This window comes from Vibrio sp. A2-1 (genome assembly GCF_021728355.1).
GTDB classification, from domain to species: domain Bacteria; phylum Pseudomonadota; class Gammaproteobacteria; order Enterobacterales; family Vibrionaceae; genus Vibrio; species Vibrio splendidus_K.
The window spans coordinates 23,742-48,053 of sequence record NZ_JAKKCO010000013.1 but is presented as its reverse complement, the minus strand read 5'-3'; the positions used below and the strand labels follow the sequence as shown (position 1 = coordinate 48,053).

The 24,312-nt window shown below is 44.7% G+C and carries 29 protein-coding genes and 1 riboswitch; of the genes, 14 read left to right on the top strand and 15 right to left on the bottom strand.

Going from position 1 to position 24,312, the window contains the following annotated elements; translation table 11 throughout:
* The first annotated feature begins 35 nt into the window (after positions 1 to 35).
* Together L3V33_RS22195 and L3V33_RS22190 are read left to right on the top strand one after the other, a co-directional pair.
* Complete coding sequence (locus tag L3V33_RS22195) at positions 36 to 392, top strand: gamma-glutamylcyclotransferase (protein ID WP_171330753.1); 357 nt, start codon at positions 36 to 38, stop codon at positions 390 to 392.
* Between the two features lie 83 nt (positions 393 to 475).
* Positions 476 to 832: a DUF2799 domain-containing protein gene (locus tag L3V33_RS22190; RefSeq protein WP_146456668.1), complete on the top strand. Its 357-nt coding sequence runs from the start codon at positions 476 to 478 to the stop codon at positions 830 to 832.
* A 50-nt stretch (positions 833 to 882) separates the two neighbouring features.
* Here L3V33_RS22190 and L3V33_RS22185 read toward each other — a convergent pair.
* Together L3V33_RS22185 and fbp are read right to left on the bottom strand one after the other, a co-directional pair.
* A protein-coding gene (locus tag L3V33_RS22185) for an IS3 family transposase (RefSeq protein WP_237291204.1) occupies positions 883 to 2,126 on the bottom strand; the annotation gives its coding sequence in 2 pieces (ribosomal slippage) (positions 883 to 1,763 and positions 1,763 to 2,126; 1,245 coding nt in all).
* A 109-nt stretch (positions 2,127 to 2,235) separates the two neighbouring features.
* On the bottom strand, positions 2,236 to 3,246 hold the full coding sequence (gene fbp, locus L3V33_RS22180) for a class 1 fructose-bisphosphatase (RefSeq protein WP_146456666.1): 1,011 nt from the start codon (positions 3,244 to 3,246) through the stop codon (positions 2,236 to 2,238).
* A 270-nt stretch (positions 3,247 to 3,516) separates the two neighbouring features.
* Between fbp and mpl the strand changes: the two genes are divergently transcribed.
* From mpl to thiQ, 5 genes are all read left to right on the top strand, one after another.
* Positions 3,517 to 4,875, top strand: coding sequence for a UDP-N-acetylmuramate:L-alanyl-gamma-D-glutamyl-meso-diaminopimelate ligase (mpl, locus tag L3V33_RS22175; RefSeq protein WP_237291203.1), 1,359 nt, complete (start codon positions 3,517 to 3,519; stop codon positions 4,873 to 4,875).
* A 38-nt stretch (positions 4,876 to 4,913) separates the two neighbouring features.
* A complete protein-coding gene (locus L3V33_RS22170) occupies positions 4,914 to 5,537 on the top strand; it encodes a flavin prenyltransferase UbiX (RefSeq protein WP_237291202.1) in 624 nt (207 codons plus the stop codon).
* Between the two features lie 43 nt (positions 5,538 to 5,580).
* Positions 5,581 to 5,700: riboswitch (TPP riboswitch) on the top strand.
* A gap of 53 nt (positions 5,701 to 5,753) precedes the next feature.
* Positions 5,754 to 6,746, top strand: coding sequence for a thiamine ABC transporter substrate binding subunit (thiB, locus tag L3V33_RS22165; protein ID WP_146456662.1), 993 nt, complete (start codon positions 5,754 to 5,756; stop codon positions 6,744 to 6,746).
* 124 nt (positions 6,747 to 6,870) lie between these two features.
* Positions 6,871 to 8,484 (top strand): thiamine/thiamine pyrophosphate ABC transporter permease ThiP, encoded by a 1,614-nt coding sequence (thiP, locus tag L3V33_RS22160; protein WP_237291201.1) that lies wholly within the window; start codon positions 6,871 to 6,873, stop codon positions 8,482 to 8,484.
* Positions 8,484 to 9,188 carry a thiamine ABC transporter ATP-binding protein gene (thiQ, locus tag L3V33_RS22155; protein WP_020477151.1) on the top strand — a complete coding sequence of 235 codons (705 nt, stop codon included), beginning with the start codon at positions 8,484 to 8,486 and terminating at the stop codon, positions 9,186 to 9,188. Before thiP ends, thiQ begins: the two co-directional genes overlap by 1 nt.
* A 106-nt stretch (positions 9,189 to 9,294) precedes the next feature.
* On the opposite strand, the gene yjgA is transcribed toward thiQ, so the two are convergent.
* Entirely contained in the window at positions 9,295 to 9,819 is a 525-nt protein-coding gene (yjgA, locus tag L3V33_RS22150; protein WP_017083748.1) for a ribosome biogenesis factor YjgA, read from the bottom strand.
* A gap of 118 nt (positions 9,820 to 9,937) precedes the next feature.
* Between yjgA and pmbA the strand changes: the two genes are divergently transcribed.
* A complete protein-coding gene (gene pmbA / locus L3V33_RS22145) occupies positions 9,938 to 11,281 on the top strand; it encodes a metalloprotease PmbA (protein ID WP_017086694.1) in 1,344 nt (447 codons plus the stop codon).
* 148 nt (positions 11,282 to 11,429) lie between these two features.
* Here pmbA and mgtE read toward each other — a convergent pair whose 3' ends face one another.
* From mgtE to L3V33_RS22085, 12 genes are all read right to left on the bottom strand, one after another.
* Positions 11,430 to 12,785: a magnesium transporter gene (gene mgtE, locus L3V33_RS22140; protein ID WP_004735298.1), complete on the bottom strand. Its 1,356-nt coding sequence runs from the start codon at positions 12,783 to 12,785 to the stop codon at positions 11,430 to 11,432.
* A gap of 148 nt (positions 12,786 to 12,933) precedes the next feature.
* On the bottom strand, positions 12,934 to 13,209 hold the full coding sequence (locus L3V33_RS22135; RefSeq protein ID WP_004735299.1) for an HPr family phosphocarrier protein: 276 nt from the start codon (positions 13,207 to 13,209) through the stop codon (positions 12,934 to 12,936).
* Between the two features lie 2 nt (positions 13,210 to 13,211).
* A complete protein-coding gene (gene rapZ, locus L3V33_RS22130) occupies positions 13,212 to 14,081 on the bottom strand; it encodes an RNase adapter RapZ (RefSeq protein ID WP_004735300.1) in 870 nt (289 codons plus the stop codon).
* 1 nt (position 14,082) lies between these two features.
* Positions 14,083 to 14,544, bottom strand: coding sequence for a PTS IIA-like nitrogen regulatory protein PtsN (ptsN, locus tag L3V33_RS22125; protein ID WP_004738707.1), 462 nt, complete (start codon positions 14,542 to 14,544; stop codon positions 14,083 to 14,085).
* Position 14,545: 1 nt separating this feature from the next.
* A complete protein-coding gene (hpf, locus tag L3V33_RS22120; RefSeq protein ID WP_004735302.1) occupies positions 14,546 to 14,833 on the bottom strand; it encodes a ribosome hibernation promoting factor in 288 nt (95 codons plus the stop codon).
* A 72-nt stretch (positions 14,834 to 14,905) separates the two neighbouring features.
* On the bottom strand, positions 14,906 to 16,366 hold the full coding sequence (locus L3V33_RS22115; RefSeq protein WP_004735303.1) for an RNA polymerase factor sigma-54: 1,461 nt from the start codon (positions 16,364 to 16,366) through the stop codon (positions 14,906 to 14,908).
* A 54-nt stretch (positions 16,367 to 16,420) separates the two neighbouring features.
* Complete coding sequence (lptB, locus tag L3V33_RS22110; protein ID WP_004735304.1) at positions 16,421 to 17,146, bottom strand: LPS export ABC transporter ATP-binding protein; 726 nt, start codon at positions 17,144 to 17,146, stop codon at positions 16,421 to 16,423.
* A 2-nt stretch (positions 17,147 to 17,148) separates the two neighbouring features.
* A complete protein-coding gene (gene lptA, locus L3V33_RS22105) occupies positions 17,149 to 17,643 on the bottom strand; it encodes a lipopolysaccharide transport periplasmic protein LptA (RefSeq protein ID WP_004735305.1) in 495 nt (164 codons plus the stop codon).
* Positions 17,624 to 18,187: an LPS export ABC transporter periplasmic protein LptC gene (gene lptC, locus L3V33_RS22100; protein ID WP_102442585.1), complete on the bottom strand. Its 564-nt coding sequence runs from the start codon at positions 18,185 to 18,187 to the stop codon at positions 17,624 to 17,626. Before lptC ends, lptA begins: the two co-directional genes overlap by 20 nt.
* Complete coding sequence (gene kdsC, locus L3V33_RS22095; RefSeq protein ID WP_171330763.1) at positions 18,184 to 18,741, bottom strand: 3-deoxy-manno-octulosonate-8-phosphatase KdsC; 558 nt, start codon at positions 18,739 to 18,741, stop codon at positions 18,184 to 18,186. Before kdsC ends, lptC begins: the two co-directional genes overlap by 4 nt.
* Positions 18,741 to 19,712 (bottom strand): KpsF/GutQ family sugar-phosphate isomerase, encoded by a 972-nt coding sequence (locus L3V33_RS22090; RefSeq protein ID WP_054548283.1) that lies wholly within the window; start codon positions 19,710 to 19,712, stop codon positions 18,741 to 18,743. Before L3V33_RS22090 ends, kdsC begins: the two co-directional genes overlap by 1 nt.
* Before the next feature lie 34 nt (positions 19,713 to 19,746).
* Complete coding sequence (locus tag L3V33_RS22085; RefSeq protein WP_004735309.1) at positions 19,747 to 20,712, bottom strand: calcium/sodium antiporter; 966 nt, start codon at positions 20,710 to 20,712, stop codon at positions 19,747 to 19,749.
* Positions 20,713 to 20,977: 265 nt separating this feature from the next.
* On the opposite strand from L3V33_RS22085, the gene mlaF reads away from it, so the two are divergent.
* From mlaF to ibaG, 6 genes are read left to right on the top strand one after another with little or no spacing between them, the layout of a single operon-like run.
* On the top strand, positions 20,978 to 21,772 hold the full coding sequence (gene mlaF / locus L3V33_RS22080) for a phospholipid ABC transporter ATP-binding protein MlaF (protein WP_146456656.1): 795 nt from the start codon (positions 20,978 to 20,980) through the stop codon (positions 21,770 to 21,772).
* A 1-nt stretch (position 21,773) separates the two neighbouring features.
* Positions 21,774 to 22,553, top strand: a complete 780-nt coding sequence (gene mlaE, locus L3V33_RS22075; protein WP_004735312.1) for a lipid asymmetry maintenance ABC transporter permease subunit MlaE — start codon at positions 21,774 to 21,776, stop codon at positions 22,551 to 22,553.
* Positions 22,554 to 22,555: 2 nt separating this feature from the next.
* Positions 22,556 to 23,047 (top strand): outer membrane lipid asymmetry maintenance protein MlaD, encoded by a 492-nt coding sequence (mlaD, locus tag L3V33_RS22070; RefSeq protein WP_054548285.1) that lies wholly within the window; start codon positions 22,556 to 22,558, stop codon positions 23,045 to 23,047.
* Positions 23,048 to 23,099: 52 nt separating this feature from the next.
* Positions 23,100 to 23,729 (top strand): phospholipid-binding protein MlaC, encoded by a 630-nt coding sequence (locus L3V33_RS22065; protein ID WP_237291209.1) that lies wholly within the window; start codon positions 23,100 to 23,102, stop codon positions 23,727 to 23,729.
* Positions 23,729 to 24,037: a lipid asymmetry maintenance protein MlaB gene (locus L3V33_RS22060; protein WP_004735315.1), complete on the top strand. Its 309-nt coding sequence runs from the start codon at positions 23,729 to 23,731 to the stop codon at positions 24,035 to 24,037. Before L3V33_RS22065 ends, L3V33_RS22060 begins: the two co-directional genes overlap by 1 nt.
* 13 nt (positions 24,038 to 24,050) lie before the next feature.
* Positions 24,051 to 24,305, top strand: a complete 255-nt coding sequence (ibaG, locus tag L3V33_RS22055) for a BolA family iron metabolism protein IbaG (RefSeq protein WP_004735316.1) — start codon at positions 24,051 to 24,053, stop codon at positions 24,303 to 24,305.
* Positions 24,306 to 24,312 lie beyond the last annotated feature (7 nt).

The window sequence follows — 24,312 nt, the reverse complement described above, 5'->3', positions numbered from 1 at the left end:
ATTGATTAGCGGATGACGAATGCTAGGGAGTGAGCATGCAGCACCTCGTTTTTGTTTATGGAACATTGAGAAAAGACCAATCGAACCACCACTATTTAAAACCGTGTGAGTGTTTAGGAAGGTTTGACACACCTGAGGAATACGCACTTTTTGATTTAGTTGCGTATCCGGCGATGATTTTCGGAAAGAAAAGTGTCGCTGGCGAGGTCTATATCATTAACGACGAAATTTTGGAGTCGCTCGATCGGCTAGAAGATGTTCCTGTTGAGTATCGTCGCGAGCAAATAGAGACTATATTTGGATTAGCATGGGTATATTTGTATCAGCTTGATCTAACAGCTAATCAAGAAATACTTTCGGGTGACTGGTGTAAGCGGAATAACCCGCTCTAGTGAGTGAACTAATGAAAGCATTCTGACGTAATAGCTAACAGTCTCAATGTACAGGCTAGTCTTTTTTCCATCAGGAGGAAATCATGAAATATCTATTATTGGTGCTATCAGTAATGTTATTCGGTTGTGCGCAAATTCCACCACCAACATCATCGAATGCTACTGATTGGCAGAGCTTTGGCGAAGAAATGGCGATGAAAGGCAAAACGAAGCAGACTGAAGCAAGCTTGGCTGAAGCTGCGTCTTCACCATCAATTGATGCCGATTTGTATGCCGCTTATGGGCAAGGTTATGAAGTCGGAAAAACTCAGTATTGTTCTCAAAACCCAAGAGCGTTAGGGCGTCGAGGTGAGACTTACCTTGGGATTTGCGATGACGTTGATAAATGGTTCCGTTTCAACTTTGAACGGGGGGCTGAATCGAAGTATCAGGTTCGATAATCCGGTAAACAATCACTTAGTGTGTCTCGTCCTAAAATACGTTGACGATTTTAGTAAGCCAGTAACGCAAGTTGCTGGCTTTTTTCATGCATCTTATTTGGCGTATTCATACCTAGGCTGAGATGTGGCCTCATTTCGTTGTACGTATAAATCGACTCTTCAACAAGTGTTTTCAACTCGCGAAGATCTTTGCATTGAGTAAGCAAGAACTCTTGCTTGAGGATACCATTGACCCGCTCAGCTAAAGCGTTTTGGTAACAGTCATAACCATCTGTCATTGATGGTGTTATGCCATACTTTTTAAGTTTCTCTTGATAGAGGTTTGAGCAATACTGAAGCCCTCTATCTGAGTGATGGATTGTCGCATGACAATAACATCGAGTTTTTACCGTCATATCTAAAGCCTTCACAACATCGCTCGCTTTCATTTCATTGCTGACTTCATACCCCATGATTTTACGGCTGAAGGCATCGGTAACCAATGACAAGTAGTGAACGCCCTCATTTGACTGAACATAAGTAATGTCGCTCACCAGAACTTCTTCTGGTTTTGACGGAACGACTTCTTTTAGCAAGTTCGGATGTTTTTTCATCCAGTGCCTGCTGTTCGTTGTTTTGGTATAACTTCGTTTCGGCTTAACTAGTAGGCGCTCTTCCCTGAGGTAATTAAACAAAGCATCACGGCCAAGTTTTATTCCCTTAGCTATCAACTTAGGCTTCAGTAAGAAATAGAGCTTACGAGCTCCCAACCGAGGCATAAACCGCCTTAGTTCAAGCACCATTCCTTTCACAGGAGCAAGCTCAGCCTGACGAGTGGTCTCACGCTTTTCTCTCTTATAGACACACTGACGAGATATATTGAGCAATGAGCAAGCTTTACTTAAGCTTACTTTCTTCTCTTTTTGAAGGCTTCTTGCTCCTTCGCTATATACTTTTTTCTTAGCGACATCCCGTGCTCAGCATCAAGAATATCAACAACCCTATTGAGAAGAAGGCATCTGAGGCGTTCATCTTCAAGCTCTTGTTCTAGTCGTTTTATTTTTTGGACAGGCGTTTCATTCGCTCTCGGTAATTTAGGCATCGCGCTCTTCCTTGGATTGTTTGTCCAATCCAATTTCCCATGCTTTCTTAACCAAGTAAGAACGGTCGAACGACCTTGTATGCCGTAAATTGATTGGGCTTGTTTATAGGTCATGTCGCCTTTTTCGATAGCGTCTACAACCTGTAATTTAAAGCCTAGTGTGTAATCACGCTGAGTGCGCTTAACGTAGTGTTTATTTGGAATGGTCATCATTAGTCCTCAATGTGTAAACACATTTCAGGACGGGACAGTGAGCACTAAAAAGCCAGCATATAAATGCTGGCTTTTTTAGTGACGTTATTTTGAGAAATAAGCGAGAGAATTAGTCTCGGTTAAGCTCAAGAAACTCTTCTACTTTGCGAACCATGTCTGTTGAGCCAACAAAGAAAGGTACACGTTGGTGTAACTCAGTTGGTTTGATGTCCATGATACGTTGAACACCGTCTGATGCGATACCACCCGCTTGTTCCATAAGGAAAGCAATTGGGTTGCACTCGTAAAGCAAACGCAGTTTACCTTGAGGGTGGCTTTGTGTGCTTGGGTATAAGTAGATGCCGCCTTTCAGCAGGTTACGGTGGAAATCTGATACTAGAGAACCGATGTAACGAGAGGTGTAAGGGCGGTTATCACTCGGCTCATCTTCTTGGCAGTACTTGATGTACTTTTTAACACCGGTAGGGAAGCGGAAGTAGTTACCTTCGTTGATCGAGTAGATCTTACCTTCATCAGGGATCATCATGTTTTCATGAGATAGACAGAAGGTACCCAGTGATGGGTCGTAGGTGAAACCATTTACGCCAGCACCTGTTGTGTAAACAAGCATGGTTGAAGAACCGTAAATTACGTAACCAGCTGCGACTTGTTTGTGTCCAGGTTGTAGGAAATCTTCTTGTGTTGGTGGGGTACCAATCGGTGACACTCGGCGGTAGATAGAGAAAATCGTACCAACCGATACATTCACATCGATGTTTGAAGAACCATCAAGTGGATCCATCAGAACAACGTATTTTGCGTTTTTGTTGAGCTCTTTATTGAAGGCAACAGCTTCGTCTTCTTCTTCACTTGCAACGCCACAAACTTGGTCACGAGCTTCTAGAGCCGCTTTAAATTTGTCGTTCGCGTAAAGGTCTAGCTTTTGTTGCTCTTCACCTTGAACGTTGTCTGTACCAACAGCGCCAGTAATGTCGACAAGACCTGCTTTGTTGATTTCACGGTTAACAATTTTTGCAGCAAGACGAATTGATGACAAAAGGGATGATAGATCACCACTTGCATGGGGGAAATCATTTTGTTTTGCAACAATGAACTCACCAAGGGTGCGCATCTCAGACATGTTATTTCCTTAAACTTCTCTCAATATTAGGGGGGATTTGAGCACTGTAGATTAGGCCTCTTGAGTGGGCTTTATTCATCTAGACGCTTACCTAAATTCTAAAGGTTAGATCTTTTTAATGGTAATGAACTAAGCGACACAGATCTCACTTACTATGTCGACTAAATTTGTTTTGCATTGCTGCTCGCTTTTAATCGCCATTTAATGATAATGAGTGCAAGTAGTTTGATTTAGACATGGCTCATTTAGCCAAGCGTTTGGAAGCAATATATGCATATTCACATCTTAGGAATTTGTGGCACCTTCATGGGTGGTGCCGCGGTATTGGCTCGTCAATTAGGTCACAAGGTTACGGGTAGTGACGCGAATGTTTACCCTCCAATGAGCACTTTGTTGGAATCGCAAGGGATTGAAATTATTGAAGGGTTCGACCCTAGTCAATTAGAGCCAAGGCCTGATCTCGTGGTTATCGGTAATGCCATGAGCCGTGGTAACCCGTGTGTTGAGTATGTATTGGATAATAACCTTAGATACACATCAGGCCCGCAATGGTTGCAAGAATTTCTACTGCATGACCGTTGGGTTCTTGCGGTCTCGGGAACGCATGGCAAGACTACTACATCAAGCATGTTGGCTTGGATCTTGGAAGACTGTGGCTATGCACCGGGCTTCTTAGTTGGTGGTGTGTTGGGTAACTTTGGTATCTCTGCTCGCCTTGGTGAAAGCATGTTCTTCGTGGTTGAAGCCGACGAATACGATAGTGCTTTTTTCGATAAACGATCTAAGTTCGTTCATTACCACCCAAGAACCTTGGTCATGAATAATCTTGAGTTCGATCATGCGGATATCTTTGATGATCTTGAAGCGATCAAGCGACAGTTTCATCATTTGGTTCGCACTGTGCCAAGTAATGGTCGTATTTTTTCACCGAAGCAAGATGCGGCTATTGAAGATGTTCTTTCTCGTGGGTGTTGGAGTGAGACTGAATCGAGCGGCGAACTTGGCGATTGGGATGCCAAGAAACTGGTTAAAGATGGCTCCAAATTTGAGGTCTATTTCCAAGACGAATGTGTTGGAACCGTAGACTGGGATTTGGTTGGCGATCATAACGTAAGTAATGCCTTGATGGCGATTGCGGCGGCAAGACATGTTGGTGTGACACCCGACTTAGGATGTGAATCACTGGCGGCGTTCATTAATACCAAGCGTCGCTTAGAGTTCAAAGGTGAGGTAGCAGGTGTTTCTGTCTATGACGATTTTGCTCATCATCCTACAGCGATTGAACTTACTCTGGGTGGCTTACGTAATAAGGTCGATACGAAAAAAATCATTGCCGTTTTAGAGCCTCGTTCTGCCACCATGAAGCGTGGTGTGCATAAAGAAACCTTGGCTGATTCGCTCAAACAGGCGGATTCTACCTACTTATTCCAACCAGATAACATTGATTGGTCTGTACAAGATGCTGCCGATGCGTGCCATCAACCCGCACATGTTAGTGATGACATGGATACATTCGTTGCTAGAATTGTCTCAGAGGCACAAGCGGGCGACCAAATCTTGGTAATGAGCAATGGTGGCTTTGGTGGTATTCACCAGAAACTGTTGGATGCGTTGGCACTCAAAGGCTAACGGCATCCACGACCTTATATTTTGAAGTAATTGAGAACATGACAAAACACGATAAAGCTATAACCCTCGCTTTCACTGGCGCATCAGGTGCGCCTTATGGCCTGCGTTTACTTGAATGCCTTTTGGCGGCGGATTATCAGGTCTATTTACTGATATCGTCGGCTGCGCGAGTGGTGTTGGCGACCGAGCATGAACTTAAGTTATCTGCTGGACCAGATGCAGCGAAACAAGCTTTGGTTAAACACCTTGGGTGTGACCCCGAAAAGCTGGTGGTGTGTGGCAAAGATGATTGGTTCTCACCGGTTGCCTCTGGCTCTGCAGCGCCGAAGCAGATGGTCGTTTGTCCATGTTCAGCGGGAAGCTTGGCTTCAATTGCTCATGGCTTATCGGATAATCTGATTGAGCGTGCTGCAGATGTGGTCATGAAAGAACGAGGCCAACTGTTGTTGGTGGTTCGTGAGACGCCATTCTCGACGCTGCACTTAGAGAACATGCATAAGCTATCGACTATGGGCGTGACGATCATGCCTGCCGCTCCGGGTTTTTATCATCAACCTAAGTCGATTGAAGATCTGGTCGATTTTATGGTGGCGCGCATTTTGGATCATCTTGGCATCGAGCAAGGTTTAGTACCACGTTGGGGTTACGATCAACGTAATTGATCCAAACTTGATAGCTTATTGTTAAAATTCGAATTACAATTCTGAACACTCATCGGGGAGCGAACCATTCAAATAATGAATGCGAGCTGAGATCAAGCAAGTGCTTGGGACCCGTAAACCTGAACCAGATAATGCTGGCGTAGGAATTGAGTTAGGAACAACCTCTACCGTTCTCCTCCCTCAAACCTGTGCCGCTCAGACCATGGAGAGCGTCCAGTGAAATTTACATTAACAACTCTTGCTGTTACTACAGCCATCTCTTTTTCTGCCTTTGCTGCAGACAATACCCTAACGGTTTATACCTATGACTCTTTTGCTGCGGATTGGGGACCTCGTCCTGCCGTTGAAAAAGCATTTGAAGAAAAGTGTGGCTGTGATGTGAACTTTGTCGCGCTAGAAGATGGCGTATCTATTCTGAACCGCTTGCGTCTTGAAGGTGGTAACAGCAAAGCTGATATCGTGTTAGGCCTAGATAACAATCTGATGGCTGAAGCGAAAGCGACGGGCTTATTGGCTGAGCACAATGTTGATACGTCTTCAGTGACACTTCCTAACGGCTGGGACGACAGCACCTTTGTTCCTTATGATTTTGGTTACTTTGCGTTTATCTATAACAAAGAGAAACTAGCAAACCCACCTAAGAGCTTGAAAGAACTGGTTGAGCAGCGTGACGACCTTAAGGTTATCTACCAAGACCCACGTACATCAACGCCGGGTCAAGGCATGATGCTATGGATGAAGTCGGTATACGGTGATGAAGCGACGGCAGCTTGGAAGAAACTTGCTCAGAAGACGGTTACGGTTACTAAAGGTTGGTCTGAAGCTTACTCTATGTTCTTAAAGGGGGAGTCGGACTTAGTCTTGTCTTACACAACATCCCCTGCTTACCACATCATTGCAGAAAGTGATTCTAAGTATGCAGCTGCAAGCTTTGAAGAAGGTCATTACACTCAAGTGGAAGTGGCTGCGAAAGTTAAAGGCAGCAAAAATGAAAAACTGGCCGATGAGTTTATGGCGTTTATCTTAAGTGATGAATTCCAATCGGCGATGCCAACTGGCAACTGGATGTACCCAGTGACGGGTATCGAGCTACCCAAAGGGTTCGAGCAGTTAACAGTACCGCAGAAAGCTCTGAGTTTTACGCCTGAAGAAATCGCTGCTAAGCGTAAGCCATGGATTCGTGAATGGCAGAGTGCACTTACTTTTTAAAGGATTAGCTTTCTAGCTTAACTTTCTAAAGATGAGTTTCCTAAAGCTCAGCTTTCTAACTTTCTGTATTTAAAGGTTCGTTCGATATTAACTGAGTGAACCACTTACGGTAAAAAATCAATTTATGATAAAGAAAACACCTAAGGTCGGGATCTGGGTTGCGATACTCATTACCGCCTTTGTGGTTTCAGCAGTTGGGGCATTGCTTAGCAATGCCCCTTCTCTTGATATCAGCCAAGTATGGTCCGATCCTTACTATTGGCACGTAACGAAATTCAGTTTTTATCAAGCGACACTCTCAACTGTGCTGAGTGTTGGCTTTGCTATACCTATTGCTCATGCTTTGTGTCGCAGGCAATTTTTTGGGCGAGCTCTGTTGTTAAGGCTGTTCGCGTCGACCTTGGTTTTGCCTGTGTTAGTCGGTGTGTTTGGTTTGCTTGCAATTTATGGCAACAGTGGTTGGTTAGCTAAATTTCTGGCGAACTTCGATATTGAATTACCATTCTCCATCTATGGATTGAATGGCATTTTGCTCGCACATGTCTTTTTTAATCTGCCCTATGCCAGCCGTTTACTTTTACAAGCTTTAGATACCGTGCCTGCCGAGCAGCACAAGCTGTGTGCTCATTTGGGTATGAGTCATTGGAATAAATTTAAATGGGTCGAATGGCCGCGATTGAGACAACAACTGCCTCATGTATGTGGCTTAGTCTTCATGTTGTGCTTTACTAGCTTTGCTACCGTGATGGCGCTAGGTGGAGGTCCGAAATCGACCACTATCGAACTCGCTATTTATCAAGCGATTAAATTCGACTTTGACTTACAGGTTGGTGCCTTGCTCGCGATATGGCAAATGCTGCTGTGTGGAGTGCTCGCGGTGAGTATTCAGCGCCTGTCGAAACCTATTTCAGTGACGGCCAGTCAGTTGTCGGAAGAGAAATATTTGGTTAAGGACTGCTGGTGGTCAAAAGCTTGGGATAGCTTTTGGATCATAGTAGTCTCAATGCTGGTATTGCCGCCATTAGCCATGGTTATCGTCAGTGGTATTAACTCACAAGCACTAACTGTGCTCAGCAGCGAACCGTTTTGGGCTGCGCTAATGACCTCAGTTAAAGTTGCGTCCTTAGCAAGTGTTATTGCCGTCGGTATTGGTATTGCGATACTGCTGACCAGTCGTGCATGGCGTTTGCAGAACAAGAACTTTAGAGCCGATAAAATCGAGCTGATTGGTACCATTATCTTAGTGACACCAGGGTTAGTGATCAGTACGGGACTCTTCTTATTACTGCGTTCATTTACCGATGTATTTAGCTTAGCTTTCTTTATTGTGATTGCAGTAAATAGCTTAATGGCACTGCCTTATGTGATCAAAACCTTAGCCCAACCTATGTTGCATTTATCTCAACAGTATCAATACGTGTGTGCAAGCTTGGGAATGACAGGTTTCACACGTTTTAGGCTGGTGGAGTGGCGCGCACTACGTAAACCAATGGCGCAAGCCTTTTCTATTAGCTTTATGCTGGCGATGGGGGACTTGAGTGCCATTGCCTTGTTTGGTAGCCAAGATTTTAGAACGCTGCCTTTGTATCTATTCCAATTGTTAGGCAGCTATCAAATGGAAGCCGCCGCGGTGGTTTCTGTGAGTTTACTGCTGCTGAGTGTGGGCAGTTTTAGCTTAATAGAATTTTTATTTACTCGAAGCTCAAACCCTAATGCTAAAGAGTTAAGGAACCGATGATGTTAGTGATGAAAGAGGTGGACTACCACTATCACCGAGAGTTGTTTCGCTTTGATTTCCAAGCTGAGCAGGGCGACATTGTCGCGTTGATGGGGCCGAGTGGCGCTGGTAAATCAACGTTGTTGGCGCTAGTTGCGGGATTCATAGAGCCTACATCGGGTGAGATATCAGTGGCAGGACAATCGCTTATTGGTAAAGAAGCGCACCAACGTCCATTGGCGATGTTGTTCCAAGAACACAATCTTTTTGCCCATCTCACCGTACGTGAAAATATTGGTTTAGGGCTGCATCCAGGATTAAAGCTTACAGCAACCCAAAAGCTCAAAGTTGAGCAAGCAGCCGCACAAGTAGGTGTTGCAGAGTATTTAGATAGATTGCCTGAGCATTTATCGGGTGGCCAGCGCCAGCGTGTCGCGTTAGCCCGCTGTTTTGTTCAGCCTCATGATATCTGGTTGCTTGATGAACCTTTCTCTGCGCTTGATCCTTTGCTGCGCGAGGAGATGCTTAGCTTAGTGAAGCGATTAGCGGCAGAACGAAATATTACGGTATTGATGGTGACGCACCATTTAGGTGATGCACGCAGTATCGCGAATAAGTTTATTTTTGTGGCGCTAGGTAAGGTGTTGGTTGAAGACTCGATAGAGGTACTGACCGCTACTCATCCACAGCAAGAATTAAGTTCGTTTGTTAAAGCGGGTGAGTGACGACTGAGTATTGGTCTTGTGGGCTTTGACATTGAGTAAGTCGAAAAAAAAAGACCTAGCATGTGCTAGGTCTTTTATTATCTTTCTGAGCAAAGGGAGACTAAGATTAGTCGCCTTGCTTTAGCTCTTTTAAGATTTGGAAGATCTCGCGAGAAGACTTCGCTGGCTTGTTCGCTGATTTCTCTTTGTTAGCTTGGCGAGCTAGCTGACGAAGACGTTGACGGTCTGCTTCAGGGTACATTTCCATAACGTCAGAAATGGCAGCATCGCCTTCTGCAACAACGCGGTCACGCAGTTGTTCTAGTTTGTGTAGTTCAACTGTTGCTTGAGAGTGTTTGTTGCGAATTTTATCTAAAGCCGCTTGAATTGGCTCTGGATCTACATTGCGCATTACTTTACCAATGTATTGAAGCTGACGGCGCTTTGCTTCATTTTTAAAGCGTTGTGCATCTTTAATCGCTTGTGCCAGGTCTTCAGACAAAGGGAACTTATCAAGAATAGAAGGCTTTAGTTCAACAAGCTCTTCTCCCAGCTTTTGCAGGGCATCCATGTCCGTTTTCATTTCTGTCTTACTTACCCAGATGATTTCTTCTTCTGGTTCCCATGGGGCTTTTTGGTTTTTGCGAGCCATCTTTTCTGCCTATATCACTATCTCAAACGAATATATTGCCTATTTTAGCAAGAATCTTGGGGAGAAAGCGAAATTCTTGTTATCCTACCTAATATTGACCTAAAAAATTAGAATAGATATGGATGTAAAACAGCAAGTCGCCCAGCAAAGAGTTGAGCTAGAAGCCGCAGTAGCTAAAGCGTTGGATATGGCATCAGTGAGTGCAGACGCAGCTGAGGTCGCTATTACTAAGTCAACGGGTTTAAGTGTTTCAACACGTATGTGTGAAGTGGAGAACGTTGAATTTAATAGTGATGGTGCTCTAGGTATTACTGTTTACCGCGGCCAGAAAAAAGGCAGCGCATCTACATCTGATCTGAGTGAAAAGGCAATTGCTCAAACAGTAGCGGCTGCGCTTGATATCGCTCAGTACACTTCTGAAGACCCATTTGCAGGTCCTGCCGCAAAAGAATACATGGTAAAAGAAATTCCAGATTTGGACCTTTTCCACCCTGATGAACCAAACCCTGACTATGCTGCTGAGATTGCGATTGCTGCTGAGAAGCAAGCGCTAGCTTATAGCGACAAGATCAAGCAAAGTGATGGTGCAAGCTACGACAGTCACTATGGTGTTAAGGTTTATGGTAACAGCCATGGCTTACTAGCAAGCTACGCCTCAAGTCGCCATAGCACGAGCTGCTGTGTGATTGGACAAGGCGCTAATGGTGAAATGGAACGTGACTACAGCTACACCGTTGCACGTCATCGTGATGAGCTATGGGCGCCTGAGCGTGTTGGTCAAGAAGCGGCAGAAAAAACCATCAGCCGTTTGGATGCTAAAAAGCTACCAACAGGCCAATATCCAATTATGTTCGCGAACGATGTCGCTACAGGTCTAATTGGCCACCTTGTGATGGCAATTAGCGGTGGTAACCTTTACCGTAAGTCTTCGTTTTTACTGGATCATCTAGGTCAGAAAATTTTGCCAGATTGGTTCAATATCTCTGAGCGTCCCCATATCTTACGTGGTTTGGCTTCAAGCCCATTCGATAGCGAAGGTGTGTTCACTCAAGATCGTGAAATTATCACCGATGGTGTGTTAGCAACTTACCTGCTAACGAGCTACGCCGCACGTAAAATGGATATGACACCAACAGGTCATGCGGGTGGTATTCATAACTGGTTCGTTAAATCGACCGGTCAAAACTTTGAGCAAATGCTAAAAGAGTTAGGCACAGGCTTCCTTGTGACTGAAGTGATGGGGCAAGGCGTGAATACCGTGACAGGTGATTACTCTCGTGGTGCTGCAGGTTTCTGGGTTGAGAACGGAGAGATCCAATACCCAGTATCGGAAGTGACGATCGCGGGCAATCTAAAAGATATGTTCACTCAGATTGTAGCTGTAGGTAACGACGTTGAAACTCGTTCACAAATTCAAACCGGTTCTATCCTGCTTGAATCGATGAAAGTCGCGGGTGAGTAATTTGCTTAATTGGCTTTAGTTTAAATCTGAAGCTCAAACCTGAAGCGTAAATCTGACATATTAAAAAGGGAGCCTCTGGCTCCCTTTTTGTATTCAGCATCTCGTCTTAGAATAGGCTATCTGTTTATTCACACGAGATAAGTATGAGTTAGATAAGTATCGTGGCTAAGCCTAAGAACACCGATAGGCCAATCACATCAGTCACCGTGGTCAGAGCCATACCGCCTGCAAGGGCAGGGTCGATATTCATCTTCTTCAGCATCACAGGAATGGTTACACCGGCAATACCCGCGACAATCAAGTTTGTCATCATCGCTGCTGAGATGATACCTCCTAAGATCCAATTGCCTTTCCAAGCAACCACTATACCGCCAATGATAACGGCCCATAGAATGCCGTTAAGGAAGCCGATAGAGGCTTCTTTGAGTAGTAGTTCGCGTTTGTTACTGTCACCAATGTGACCAAGCGCTAAACCACGAATCACTAGAGCGACGGTTTGGTTACCTGCAACACCACCCATGGAAGGTACGATAGTCATCAAAACGGCAATCGCGGCCATCTCATTCAGTGTCGCCTCAAACATATTAGACACAGACGCTGCCGCGAGTGCTGCCAAAACGTTTGCGCCTAGCCATACACTACGACGACGAGCGGATTTTACGACCGGCGCGAAGGTATCTTCATCATCATCCATACCCGCCATACTCATCATCGAGTGTTCAGCATCTTCACGAATGACATCAACCACATCATCGATCGTGATACGACCTACAAGGTGTTGATTTACATCGACAACAGGAGCTGACACCCAGTTACGACGTTCGAACAGGCTGGCGATATCAGAGGCACTGGTTTCAACGGCGATCGCTTCGTCGGCATCTTCCATCACTTCTGAAACAGACACATCAGGCTGGGTTGTAATCAGTGTGCTGAGCGATAGGTTACCAATGAGGCGTTCGTCGTCATCGATAACATATAACGCATCGGTAGCGTCAGGTAATTCACCACGCATACGTAAATAACGCAGTACGACCTCAACATCGACATCACCGCGGATCGTGATTACGTCGGTGTTCATTAACGCACCCGCTGAATCTTCTGGGTACGAAAGGGCGGTTTCTACTAATGCACGATCGACAGAGTCCATTTGGGAAAGGACTTCTCGAGAAACATCGTCGGGCAGGCTTCGAAGTACGTACGCGACGTCATCGGTTTCCATACCTTCGGTTGCTTCTGCCAAGGTTTCTGGTGCCATTTTTGACACAAGAGCATCTTTGACGTCTTCGTTTAGCTCATCAAGAATTTCACCGTAGTCTTCTGGATCGGTGAGTTGCCAGAGTACGTCACGACTTTTGCGAGGGGAGGCTTCTAAAAGGTGTGCAATATCCTCAGGTTCCATATCCTGAAGTTGTCGGCGTACGTGAACAAATCGGCCGTTTTCTAGGGCTTCGCTGACTTCTTGGAGGGTTTGGTGAGCTTGGTCGAATTCTAATTGCTCTGCCATATTTTCCTCCTATCTCATTATTCTAACAATGCTTGGAATAGTAACTTAATTCTGGGGCTTATTTAAATCATTAACTTAGGTAGAACTAAGAATTAATATTGGTTGATGCGTGGTTTGAGTTTTAGATGTTGTGAGTGAAGCGTTTTTGCTACTCGCCCTCATCAAACCGGTCTTCAATTAGGTGACAAACGGCATCAAGCGCTTGCTGAGAATCGGTGCCTGCGGCTTGGATGGTGATGTGTTGCCCTTGCGCCGACTCCAGCATAAGTAGCCCCATTACACTGTCTGCTGTTGCCGTTTTATCTTCTTCACTATGGATAGTGATGGTTGCATCAAAGCTTTGTGCAAGCTCAACCAATTTTACGGCTGCTCTAGCGTGAAGACCCAAGCGATTTTGGATCAGTACAGTTCGAGTTAATTCCATGGTTAGCCCTGTTGGTGCTTCTCTAGGGAGGCGTGTCTGATTTGAACTTGATGGCCAAGTTGTTCGAAGTATTCACCAATTTTCTGAGTTAGGTAAACCGAGCGGTGTTTACCGCCAGTACAACCAATCGCGACCGTTAGATAACTGCGATTATTCTTCTCTAACATTGGCAACCACTGCTCAACAAAGCCTTGAATTTGCTGCTTGAGTTCAAGAACTTCTGAGTGTTTTTCAAGAAAAGAGTGAATGGGTGCGTCAAGACCCGTTAATGGTCGTAGTGCTGGTTCCCAGTGAGGGTTTGGCAAAAAGCGAACATCAAACACATAGTCAGCATCACTTGGTAGTCCGTATTTGAAACCGAAAGATTGAAAGACAATGATCAGCTCTTGCTTCTCTTTGCCTTCAACTTTAAATCGAACCTTTTCGCTCAATTCGTAGAGGTTGCAGTCACTGCTGTCAATCACAATGCTGGCTTGTTCTGCGAGAGGTGTTAGGAGTGTCTTTTCTAAATCAATCGCTTGCTCAAGAGATAACTTTTCTTGGCCGATCGATAAAGGGTGGATTCTGCGTGTTTCGCTGTAGCGTTTGAGTAGCGTTTGCTTACTTGCGTCTAGGAACAAAACGTTCACATCAATATCAGTGGCGGCTTCTAGTTGTTCTAGTGTCTCTGTAACTAACTGCGGTTCTTTCGGTAGGTTGCGAATATCAATGCTAACAGCGACATTTTGATTGATCTCGCGTACCGATTCGACGAAGTCGCTTAGCAGGTTTACTGGAAGATTATCAACACAGTAATACCCCAAGTCTTCAAGGACTCGTAACGCAACACTTTTACCGGCCCCAGATTGGCCACTCACAACGATTAATCGCATGTTATTGCTCGCAAGTTGGCACTTGGATCATGATGTCGTAAAGCTCTTGATCGCTTTGAGCATTACGCAACTGTTTAAGAGTCTGCTTGTCGTTAAGTCGTTCTGCCATACATGAAAGGGTTTTTAGATGCTCCTTGCACTGTTCACTTGGAACAAGCAGGGCAAATAGTAGGTCGACAGGACGATTATCAATCGCATCAAATTCGATTGGGTCTTGGCATTGCAGTAATACAGCTATCGCTTTATCACTGACATTCATACGAGCATGAGGAATAGCGATGCCATTACCAATACCAGTACTGCCCATTTTTTCACGGCTCAACATGCACTCAAACAGTTCTGTTGAATCTTGACCACAGCTTTCTGCAGCGATCTGACTGATGAGCTCAAGGGCTCTTTTTTTGCTTGTGCATTGGACTGCACTTTTGGTGCAGTCCAATGAAAGTACTTCGCTTAATTGCATGTTAGTGACTACTTAGCTTTTCTTTGTGCTTGTTGAGTTGGCGGACGAGTTTATCAACCAATGAATCAATCGCGGCATACATGCTTTCATCAGTTGCTGTCGCATGGATTTCCCCCTGATTTATATGCAGGGTAGCTTCCGCGATTTGATTGATTTTCTCAACTTTTAAAACAACCTGAACGCTATTGATATGATCAAAGAAGCGCTCAAGTTTGTCGAATTTAGTGCGAACATAGTCTTGCATTGAATCGGTAAGATCAACGTGATGGCCTTGAATATTGATTTGCATAGACTTTCCTTTTCAGTTGGTTGCCAGGTTATAACCAAATTAATAGTTAACTAAATAGCTAACTAAATTAGCTTATAGCAGGCGTTTACGCTGACTCGATGGGGCAATGCCCAGAGACTCACGGTATTTCGCTATGGTACGTCTAGCTACCTGAATTCCTTGGTCAGCCAGTAAAGCAGCAATCTTACTATCACTTAGAGGCTTCGCGGTATTTTCCGCTGCGACAAGCTTCTTAATCAGTGCGCGAATTGCTGTAGATGAACATTCACCGCCATTGTCAGTGCTGACATGGCTTGAGAAAAAGTATTTGAGTTCGAAGATGCCACGTGGCGTGTGCATGAATTTTTGAGTCGTCACACGAGAGATCGTGGATTCGTGCATATCAACGGCTAACGCAACATCATTCAGAACCATTGGCTTCATCGCTTCTTCGCCATGTTCGAAGAAATCACGCTGATGTTCAACAATGCATCGCGCAACTTTGAGTAGCGTCTCATTTCGGCTTTCTAAGCTTTTGATTAGCCATTTTGCTTCTTGCAAATTTGAGCGAATGAATTGGTTGTCTGCACTGCTGCCCTTGCTACCAAGAGCGGCATATTGCTGATTTACTTTCAGCTTAGGGACACTATCAGGGTTAATGGTGACTAACCACTTTCCAAGATCTTTGAACACCGTTACGTCTGGAACTACATATTCAGTTTCGTCCGGTGTAATCTTACTGCCAGGTCGAGGATCCAGTTGCTGAATCAGTTGCAGAACCTCACGTAGTTCCGCTTCTTTTAGCTTGGTTTCTTTGATGACTAATTTGTAATCGCGGTTACCGAGTTGGTCGATGTGGCTAGTAAGTACTAACTTAGCTTCGTTAAGCCAAGGGGTATCCTGGGGAAAGGTTGCCAGTTGCAGTAACAAGCAATCTTGTAGGTTCACTGAACCGACACCCAGCGGGTCAAACTGCTGAACTCGTTTGCGGACGGCTTCAATCTCATCAAGCTCTACTTCTTCGCTATCGAAGTTTTCAAGGATATCTTCACAAGATACGGTGAGGTAGCCATAGTCATCAATGGCATCAATCAGCGCGAAAGCAATGCTTCGGTCAGTTTCAGAGAATGGTGTTAGGTCGAGTTGCCAAAGTAGGTAGTCGTGTAGGCTTTGAGTCGTTTCGCCTTGATAAACAGGCATGTCGTCATCAATCGCAATACCAGTGTTACCTGTGTTTGCGCTGTAGACATCTTCCCAAGTTGTGTCGATCTCTAGTTCGTTGCCAATTTCTGATTTTTCGATTAAATCTGAGCTATCAGGTAAATCTTGCTCTGTGGCTTCAACTGTTTCTTTCTCGTCACTGCTAGGTTTCTCTTCCGATGTAGGCGTATCTTCATTGCCTTCTTCGACATCGAGTAGTGGATTAGATTCAAGTGCTTCTTGAATCTCTTGCTGCAAATCTAAAGTAGACAGTTGCAACAAACGAATCGCTTGCTGCAATTGAGGAGTCATTGCTAACTGTTGGCCTAGCTTAAGTTGTAATGAGGGTTTCATTCAGTGTGACTTACCTAGTTATTATTCTTAGAACTCTCGATACTCTCTATATAATCATAGACGGAATTGTTCGCCTAGATAAACTTGTTTAACTTGTTCGTTATTGAGAACATCTTCAGGAGTACCCTCAGCGATCAGGTGCCCTTGGCTTACGATGTAAGCTTTTTCACACACATCTAATGTTTCACGAACGTTGTGATCGGTAATCAAAACGCCCAATCCGCGATCACGTAGGTGAACAATGATTTTCTTGATATCGATAACTGAGATCGGGTCAACACCGGCAAACGGTTCATCCAGCAGAATGAATTGCGGGTTTGCTGCTAGAGCTCGAGCAATCTCCACACGACGACGCTCACCACCTGACAGAGCCATACCATTACTGGTGCGGATATGTTGGATGTGGAACTCTTCTAGAAGGTCTTCCAGCTTATCTTGGCGCTGTTCGTTAGTCATTTCATCACGGGTTTGTAAAACGGCCATGATGTTGTTCTCAACAGACAACTTACGGAAAATCGATGCTTCTTGCGGTAGGTAACCGATACCAAGACGAGAACGACTGTGCATTGGCAAGATACTGATGTCACGGTCGTCAATGCTGATAGTACCTTCATCACGCGCAACCAGGCCAACTATCATATAGAAAGAGGTCGTTTTCCCCGCACCGTTAGGGCCAAGCAGACCAACGATCTGGCCTGACTCTACCTGCAAGCTTACATCGGTAACAACTTTGCGCTTGCTGTAGGTTTTCGCTAGGTTTTTTGCTTTAAGAACAGCCATCGTTACTTATTCACTTCCGTTGGTTGTAAAACCGTTGACACTCGTTTGTTTTCACCACTGTCAGCGACTAATTTTTGAGAGCCGATCTGGTAGGTGATCTTAGAGCCACGAATGATGCTGCCATCTTGAGATAGCATTGCATTCTTAGTCATGATCAATTTGTCGGCAACAAGCTGGTAATGTAAGTCGTCAGCTTCACCGTAGAGTGTCTTCCCGTCGTCAGTCAGTTGAGAGAAGGTCGCTGGCTTACCGAAGCCTTGAATTTCTTCAATCTCACCGTTTACGGCGTTGCGGGTAACAATAACCTTATCGGCATTGATATTGATGCTGCCTTGCTTAAGGTTTACATCACCAAGGAAAGTCACTTGGTTACTTTTCATATCCAATTGCTGGCTGTCTGAGTCAATGTAGACAGGTTGCTCGCTATCCGAAGAAAGGGCATAGACATTAGGCGCCGCAAGGGTCAAAGCGAATAAACTAAGGTGTAAGAGTTTCATATCTACCTTGAACAGAATTAAAGAGGGTTGCATTGTTGGTACCGAAGTTACCTTTCATTGCTTGTCCCTCAGTTTCAAACAATGTACCGATCATATGGACCGGAGTCTCTGAATAAAAATCTCGGCTAGGCAGCTCAACAACCATTTTATCTGTGGTCATAGTATCGAAGCTAGCTTCTGGCAACAGGTTCTTTGCCACGACGTTGTCATAAAACGTGACAACTTGATTCTCATCCATAATCGCGCGATCAGCGGTGACTTGCCATTCAATCGTGTGCCCTTCTCGGAATACCGAAAGAACCGGGTTTTGAAAGTGCGTATCGCCAACCACTGAGTAGTGCTCTAAATACGTCGATTCAACCTGATAGCTACGAATACCGCTTTCGTCATAGCTAATGTTGTTTAGACTTTTGCCACTAAACGCGGGCAGCTCCAAATTTGGAGCCACTTGTATCGTTGATGTTTGCTCTTTGTCGTACAAGTAATAGGTCGACCAAGAGGCAATAAATATGAGTATTAAATAGATAATACGAGTAAAACTCATATGCTTAAACCTTTATGCACGTCGAGTTCATTTCTTGCTTGTAAAATAAGGTCGCAAACTTCACGTACCGCGCCGTGACCACCGTTAATGGTTGTCACGTAATTTGCACGCTTTGCAAGTAGTGGATGACCATCTGCTACACATACCTTCAAGCCAACTTTTTCCATCACAGGCCAGTCGATCAGATCGTCTCCGATGTAGCCCGTATTTTCAGGGTTCACTGAAAGTTTATCGCAAATATCTTGATAGGCCTTAACTTTATCATCCTGACCTTGGTAAATAAGCTTAATACCGAGAGCGGTCATTCGATTCTCTACAATTTGAGATTTACGGCCAGTGATGATTGCAATTTCGATACCGGCGCTCATCAGTGACTTAATGCCATAGCCATCACGAGTGTGGAAGGTTTTCAGTTCTTCACCGTTGTTGCCCATGTAGATGCGACCATCTGAGAATACGCCATCGACATCGCAAATAAGCAATTTGATCTCTTTTGCTACGGCAAACACTTTTGAATCTACCGTGCCGTATAGAGTTTCGACTGTCTGTGTCATTACATTACTCCTGCTTTCAGTAAGTCATGCATGTTTAACGCTCCGACTAGTTTGCCTTCATGGCACAGCATTAGGCCATTGATGCTCTTAGCTTGCATCAAGTTCAAACCCTCAACCGCGAGCATGTTTGGTTCTGCTACCGTCGGATTTAGCGTCATCACGTCGCCGATCTGCGTGTCATGGATATCGATGCGCTTGTCTAGGATACGGCGCAAATCACCATCAGTAAAAATACCGGCCATTAGACCGTCTTCACTCACGACTGCCGTCATCCCCAAGCCTTTTTGAGATATCTCCAAAAGAGCGTCTCGTACCAACGCTTCCGGTGCTACCACTGGGAGTGCATCGCCCGTATGCATGATATCTTCAAGCTTTAATAATAGTTGTCGACCCAAAGCGCCGCCAGGGTGGGACAAAGCAAAATCTTGCGCAGTAAAGCCTCTGGCTTGTAAAAGTGCGACGGCTAATGCATCCCCCATCACCAAGGTAGCCGTTGTACTGGTTGTTGGCGCAAGACCAAGTGGACACGCTTCTTCTGGTACTGATATTTGTAAATGAATATCAGACAAAGTCGCCATGTTTGACGCTGGCTTACCTGTCATGCTGATAATCTTGATGTTCAAACGCTTCAATACCGGGAATAAGCTGAGGATTTCACCTGATTCGCCAGAGTTGGATATTGCTATAACAACATCGCCAGCCCCGATCATTCCTAAGTCACCGTGCGCAGCTTCCCCTGGGTGTACGAAGAAGGCGGATGTCCCAGTACTTGCTAGTGTTGCTGCGATTTTTTTGCCGATGTGGCCAGATTTCCCCATGCCCATCACAACCACTTTTCCTTTGTTGTTCAGGATAAGGTCGCAAGCTTTGCAAAAGTCATCATTAAAATATTGGTCCAATTGAGTAAGACCTGCAACTTCGGTTTCCAAAACTTGCTTTGCAACACTGCGATAATCGAATGACTGAGACATTAAATACTCCAAGTACGGGAAGTTAAATCAATAATTAAGCTGACATGTTCATAAGTAGGTAAGCTTGGTAGGCCACGAATGTCACAATTAACACACCGCCTTCAATACGATTCACACTACGTGATTTACCTAGCGCCATGACGACAAGCAGTAGCGATACGCCTAGCATTACCCAGAAATCACGACCCATCGCAAACTCGCTCAAGACTGAAGGGTTGAGGATGCCAGGGATACCCATAACAGCAAGGATGTTGAATACGTTCGAGCCAATGATATTACCCACGGCCATATCATCCTCACCCTTCATTACGCCAGCAAGTGATGCTGCTAGCTCAGGCAGACTTGTACCAACGGCAATAATGGTTAAACCAATCACAAGGTCGCTCATGCCAAAGAATTTCGCGATAACAACGGCGTTATCAACCAACATGTTGGCAGCTAGAGGCAGAATTATCAGACCAACTACCACCCACATTGCGGCTTTAGGGTTGCTCACGCCTTCAGGAACTTCAGATTCTTGTTCTTCAAGGAAGGCATCGCCGTTCTTTTTCTCACTGCGGCTGATTTGCAGCATTGCGAATAAGAATGCGGCAAAAAGAACAAACAACAATACGCCTTCGTAGAACCCTAAATGGTTGTCCCACAACAAAGCCCCCGCTAGTAGAGTGACACCAATCATCAATGGTAGTTCACGGCGAATCACACCAGAGCTAATTGATAGCGGTTTGATAAGCGCTGTAATACCCAAAATCAGTGCGATGTTGGCGATGTTTGAACCGAGAACGTTACCTACAGCCGTATCTGTTTTTCCATCAAGAGCAGCTGTTGCTGAAACCATCATTTCAGGAGCCGAAGACCCCATTGCTAGAATCGTCATACCGATAACTAATGGTGAGATACCAAAGTTGCGAGCAAGAGCAGCGGCGCCGTAAACCAGCTTATCTGCACTCCACACCAAAAAACCTAGACCGATAATAAGAAACGCAATCGCTTCAAGCATGATGATTCCTAAAAAATTAATAAAAAACGGAGAATTAACCGCTAATTTTGACCTGTTGCTAGATAAAAGGGAAGTCACTCGGCAAATTAATTACCAGTTAGCAGGCAAGAAAGAGAGCTCAATAGATAATTTTCTAAGGCTTTCAAATCCCTGCATAGATTCCTGTTTAATATGAATTAATTGAACAGTGCTTTTAATTCTAAAGTAGACTCATTATTATTGCAGCCATAATTGGCGTATTTTAAAGCAAGGAAACAACAAAAACATGTTGAACACTGAGCTTGTGAAAGTTAAGAACCTCAGCTTCTCACGCGGTGAGCGCGTTATCTTTGATGACATCAGTTTAGAGGTGCCTCAAGGAAAAATAACCGCAATCATGGGCCCGTCAGGGATCGGTAAAACGACCTTGCTGCGTTTGATTGGCGGACAATTACCGCCAGATGAGGGCGACATTTGGTTTGATGGCGACAATATCCCTGCATTATCACGTCGTAAGCTATATCAAGCCCGCAAGAAAATGAGCATGCTTTTCCAATCAGGTGCACTTTTTACTGATCTTAATGTCTTTGATAATGTGGCGTTTCCGCTGCGAGAGCACACTGAACTTAACGAAAAATTCATTCGTACCATCGTGTTACTTAAGCTTGAAGCTGTAGGGTTACGAGGTGCTGCGCAATTGATGCCGAGTGAATTGTCTGGTGGGATGGCGAGACGTGCTGCGTTGGCTCGTGCGATCGCATTGGATCCTGAACTTATCATGTACGATGAGCCGTTTGTTGGCCAAGACCCGATCACCATGGGCGTCTTGGTTGAGCTGATCCGTAATCTCAATCAAGCTTTGGGCTTAACCTCTATTGTCGTTTCTCATGATGTGCCTGAGGTGATGAGTATTGCCGATTGGGTTTATCTGATGGCTGATGGAAAAATCATTGCTGCTGGTGCACCTGATGAGTTGTACAACAACAGCGATCCGAGAGTGCAGCAATTCTTGCAAGGTGACGCGGATGGCCCTGTGCCGTTTAGATTTCCTGCGAAGAGCTTAAAAGAGGATTTGTTTTAATATGATTGTTAAAGCTATTGCGGGTGTCGGTAAGCGAACACTTGCGATCTGTGAGTCATTTGGTCGAGCAAGCCTGATGTTATTCGGGGCTTTGTTTGGCATCCCGAGACTAAAGAATTTCCCTTTATTCGTTAAACAACTTTATAGCGTTGGTGTTCAGTCATTAGCTATCATTTTAGTTTCGGGTTTGTTTATTGGCATGGTGCTCAGCCTGCAAGGCTATGTCGTGTTAATCGACTACGGTGCTGAAGGTAACCTTGGTCAAATGGTCGCGCTTTCACTGTTACGTGAGTTGGGCCCAGTGGTGACTGCGTTATTGTTTGCAGGCCGCGCAGGTTCAGCATTAACGGCTGAGATCGGCTTAATGAAAGCAACCGAACAGATCTCTAGCCTTGAGATGATGGCCGTCGATCCTCTTAAACGCATTATTGCGCCACGCCTTTGGGCCGGGCTTATTTCAATGCCACTGCTCGCGATGATCTTTATGGCGGTCGGGATTTGGGGTGCTCAATTGGTTGGTGTCGATTGGAAGGGCATTGACCACGGTAGTTTCTGGTCTGCGATGCAGTCTTCCGTTGAGCTAGGCCGAGATATTGGTAACAGCACTATCAAATGTATGGTCTTTGCTATCACAGTAACTTGGATCGCACTTTTTAATGGTTATGATGCGGTACCGACCTCAGAAGGTATTAGTCAGGCAACCACACGCACTGTAGTGCACTCTTCTCTAGCGGTATTAGGGCTAGATTTTGTTCTTACCGCATTGATGTTTGGGAATTAATCATGCAACAAACTCGAAAATTAGAATTATGGGTCGGCACCTTTGTTATTGTCGGAATTTGCGCAATCTTAATCATGATCTTTCAAGTCGCTGACGTAAAAGGCTTAGGTTCGAACCATACTTACAATCTAAAAGCGACCTTTGACAACATTGGTAGCTTAAAAGTTCGTTCTCCAGTGAAGGTGGGTGGCGTCGTTGTCGGTCGAGTTAAAAGTATTGAGCTTGATACCGAGAGTTACCTTCCTGTCGTTGAATTATCTATTGATGCGAAGTACTCACAATTTCCAGATACCTCTAGTGCTCAAATCTTAACTTCTGGCTTAATCGGTGAGCAGTACATCAGTCTGGTTCCTGGCTTCATTTTTGATGATGAAGAGATGTTGGTTGATGGTGATTCTATTGAAGACACCAAGTCAGCATTAGTACTAGAAGATTTGATTGGCCAAGTGCTGTATAGCGTTGGTGGCTCTGATGACAGCGAAGTTAAGGAATAAGATGATGTTGAAAACTATTAGTCACTTCAAAGTTATCGGTTACTTGAAATCAATGTTTATGGTAGCAATGGCTTCACTTATTTCTGCTCAAGTTTTTGCTGCAGAATCGATTGATCGCACTCAGCCTTATCAGATGATGACGCAAGTTGCTGAAGTGGCATTTGATCGTTTAAAGAGCGAGCAAGAGAATATCCAGCAAGATCCTGAGTTATTGAAGGTCATTGTGGAAGATGAATTGATGCCTTATGTGAACGCGCAATATGCGGCACTTAAGTTGTTAGGACCTAACCTAAAAGGGGCGGACAGAAAAGACGTACGTGTATTTATCGATGCGTTCCGTAAATACCTCGTTTCTTCTTACGCTCAAGTACTGACTCAGTACTCGGATCAGACGATTGAATTTGGTCCAGAACCAAAAATCAAAGCAGATAGCCGTATTACCAGTATTAAGGTTAGTATCATAGATACGCCGCGACCAAACATTAAGCTTGAATTTAAGCTACGCAAAGACAAGAAGTCAGGCGAGTGGAAGGCGTTTGATATGGTTGCTGAAGGTATTAGCCTGTTATCGAGCAAGCAATCAGAGTGGAATACTAAAATTCGTCAAGAAGGCATTTTACAAGTTGCCGATGAATTAGAGAAACTTGCAGCACAACCGATTCGTTTTGAGAGTAATAAATAATGAGCCACTCTCAATGGCAAGCACTAAGCTCTAAAGAGTATCAGCTGCTCGGTGACATAGACCGAGACAGTGTCCCTGCAATCTGGCGTATATTGGAAAAGTGGCAAACGACGGAATCGAGCGTTGAAATTGACCTTAGCCATATAAATCGAGTCGATTCAGCAGGAATGGTGATGCTAATTCACTTATTAGAGCATGCAAAAAATCAAAACTGTCATATAATGCTCAGTTTCGTGCCAGAACAATTACGAACGTTGTTCCAATTGAGCAATATCCAGCCAATGATGGCAGAACACATAAAAAATTAGGCAGGAGCTATTTGTGGACAGCACAAAAGTACAAGAATTATTAGCAGCGGCACTGAACCTTCAGGAGATTTTCGTGAAGGGTGAAGGCAGTCATTACGAAGTTGTTGCGGTTGATGCATGTTTTGACGGCATGAATCGAGTTAAGAAGCAGCAACTAATCTACGGCCCACTAATGGAATACATTCAACGCAATGACATCCATGCTCTTTCTATTAAGGCTTTCACGCCAGAAGAGTGGGAACGTGATAAGAAACTGATGTCACTTTAAGGTTTAT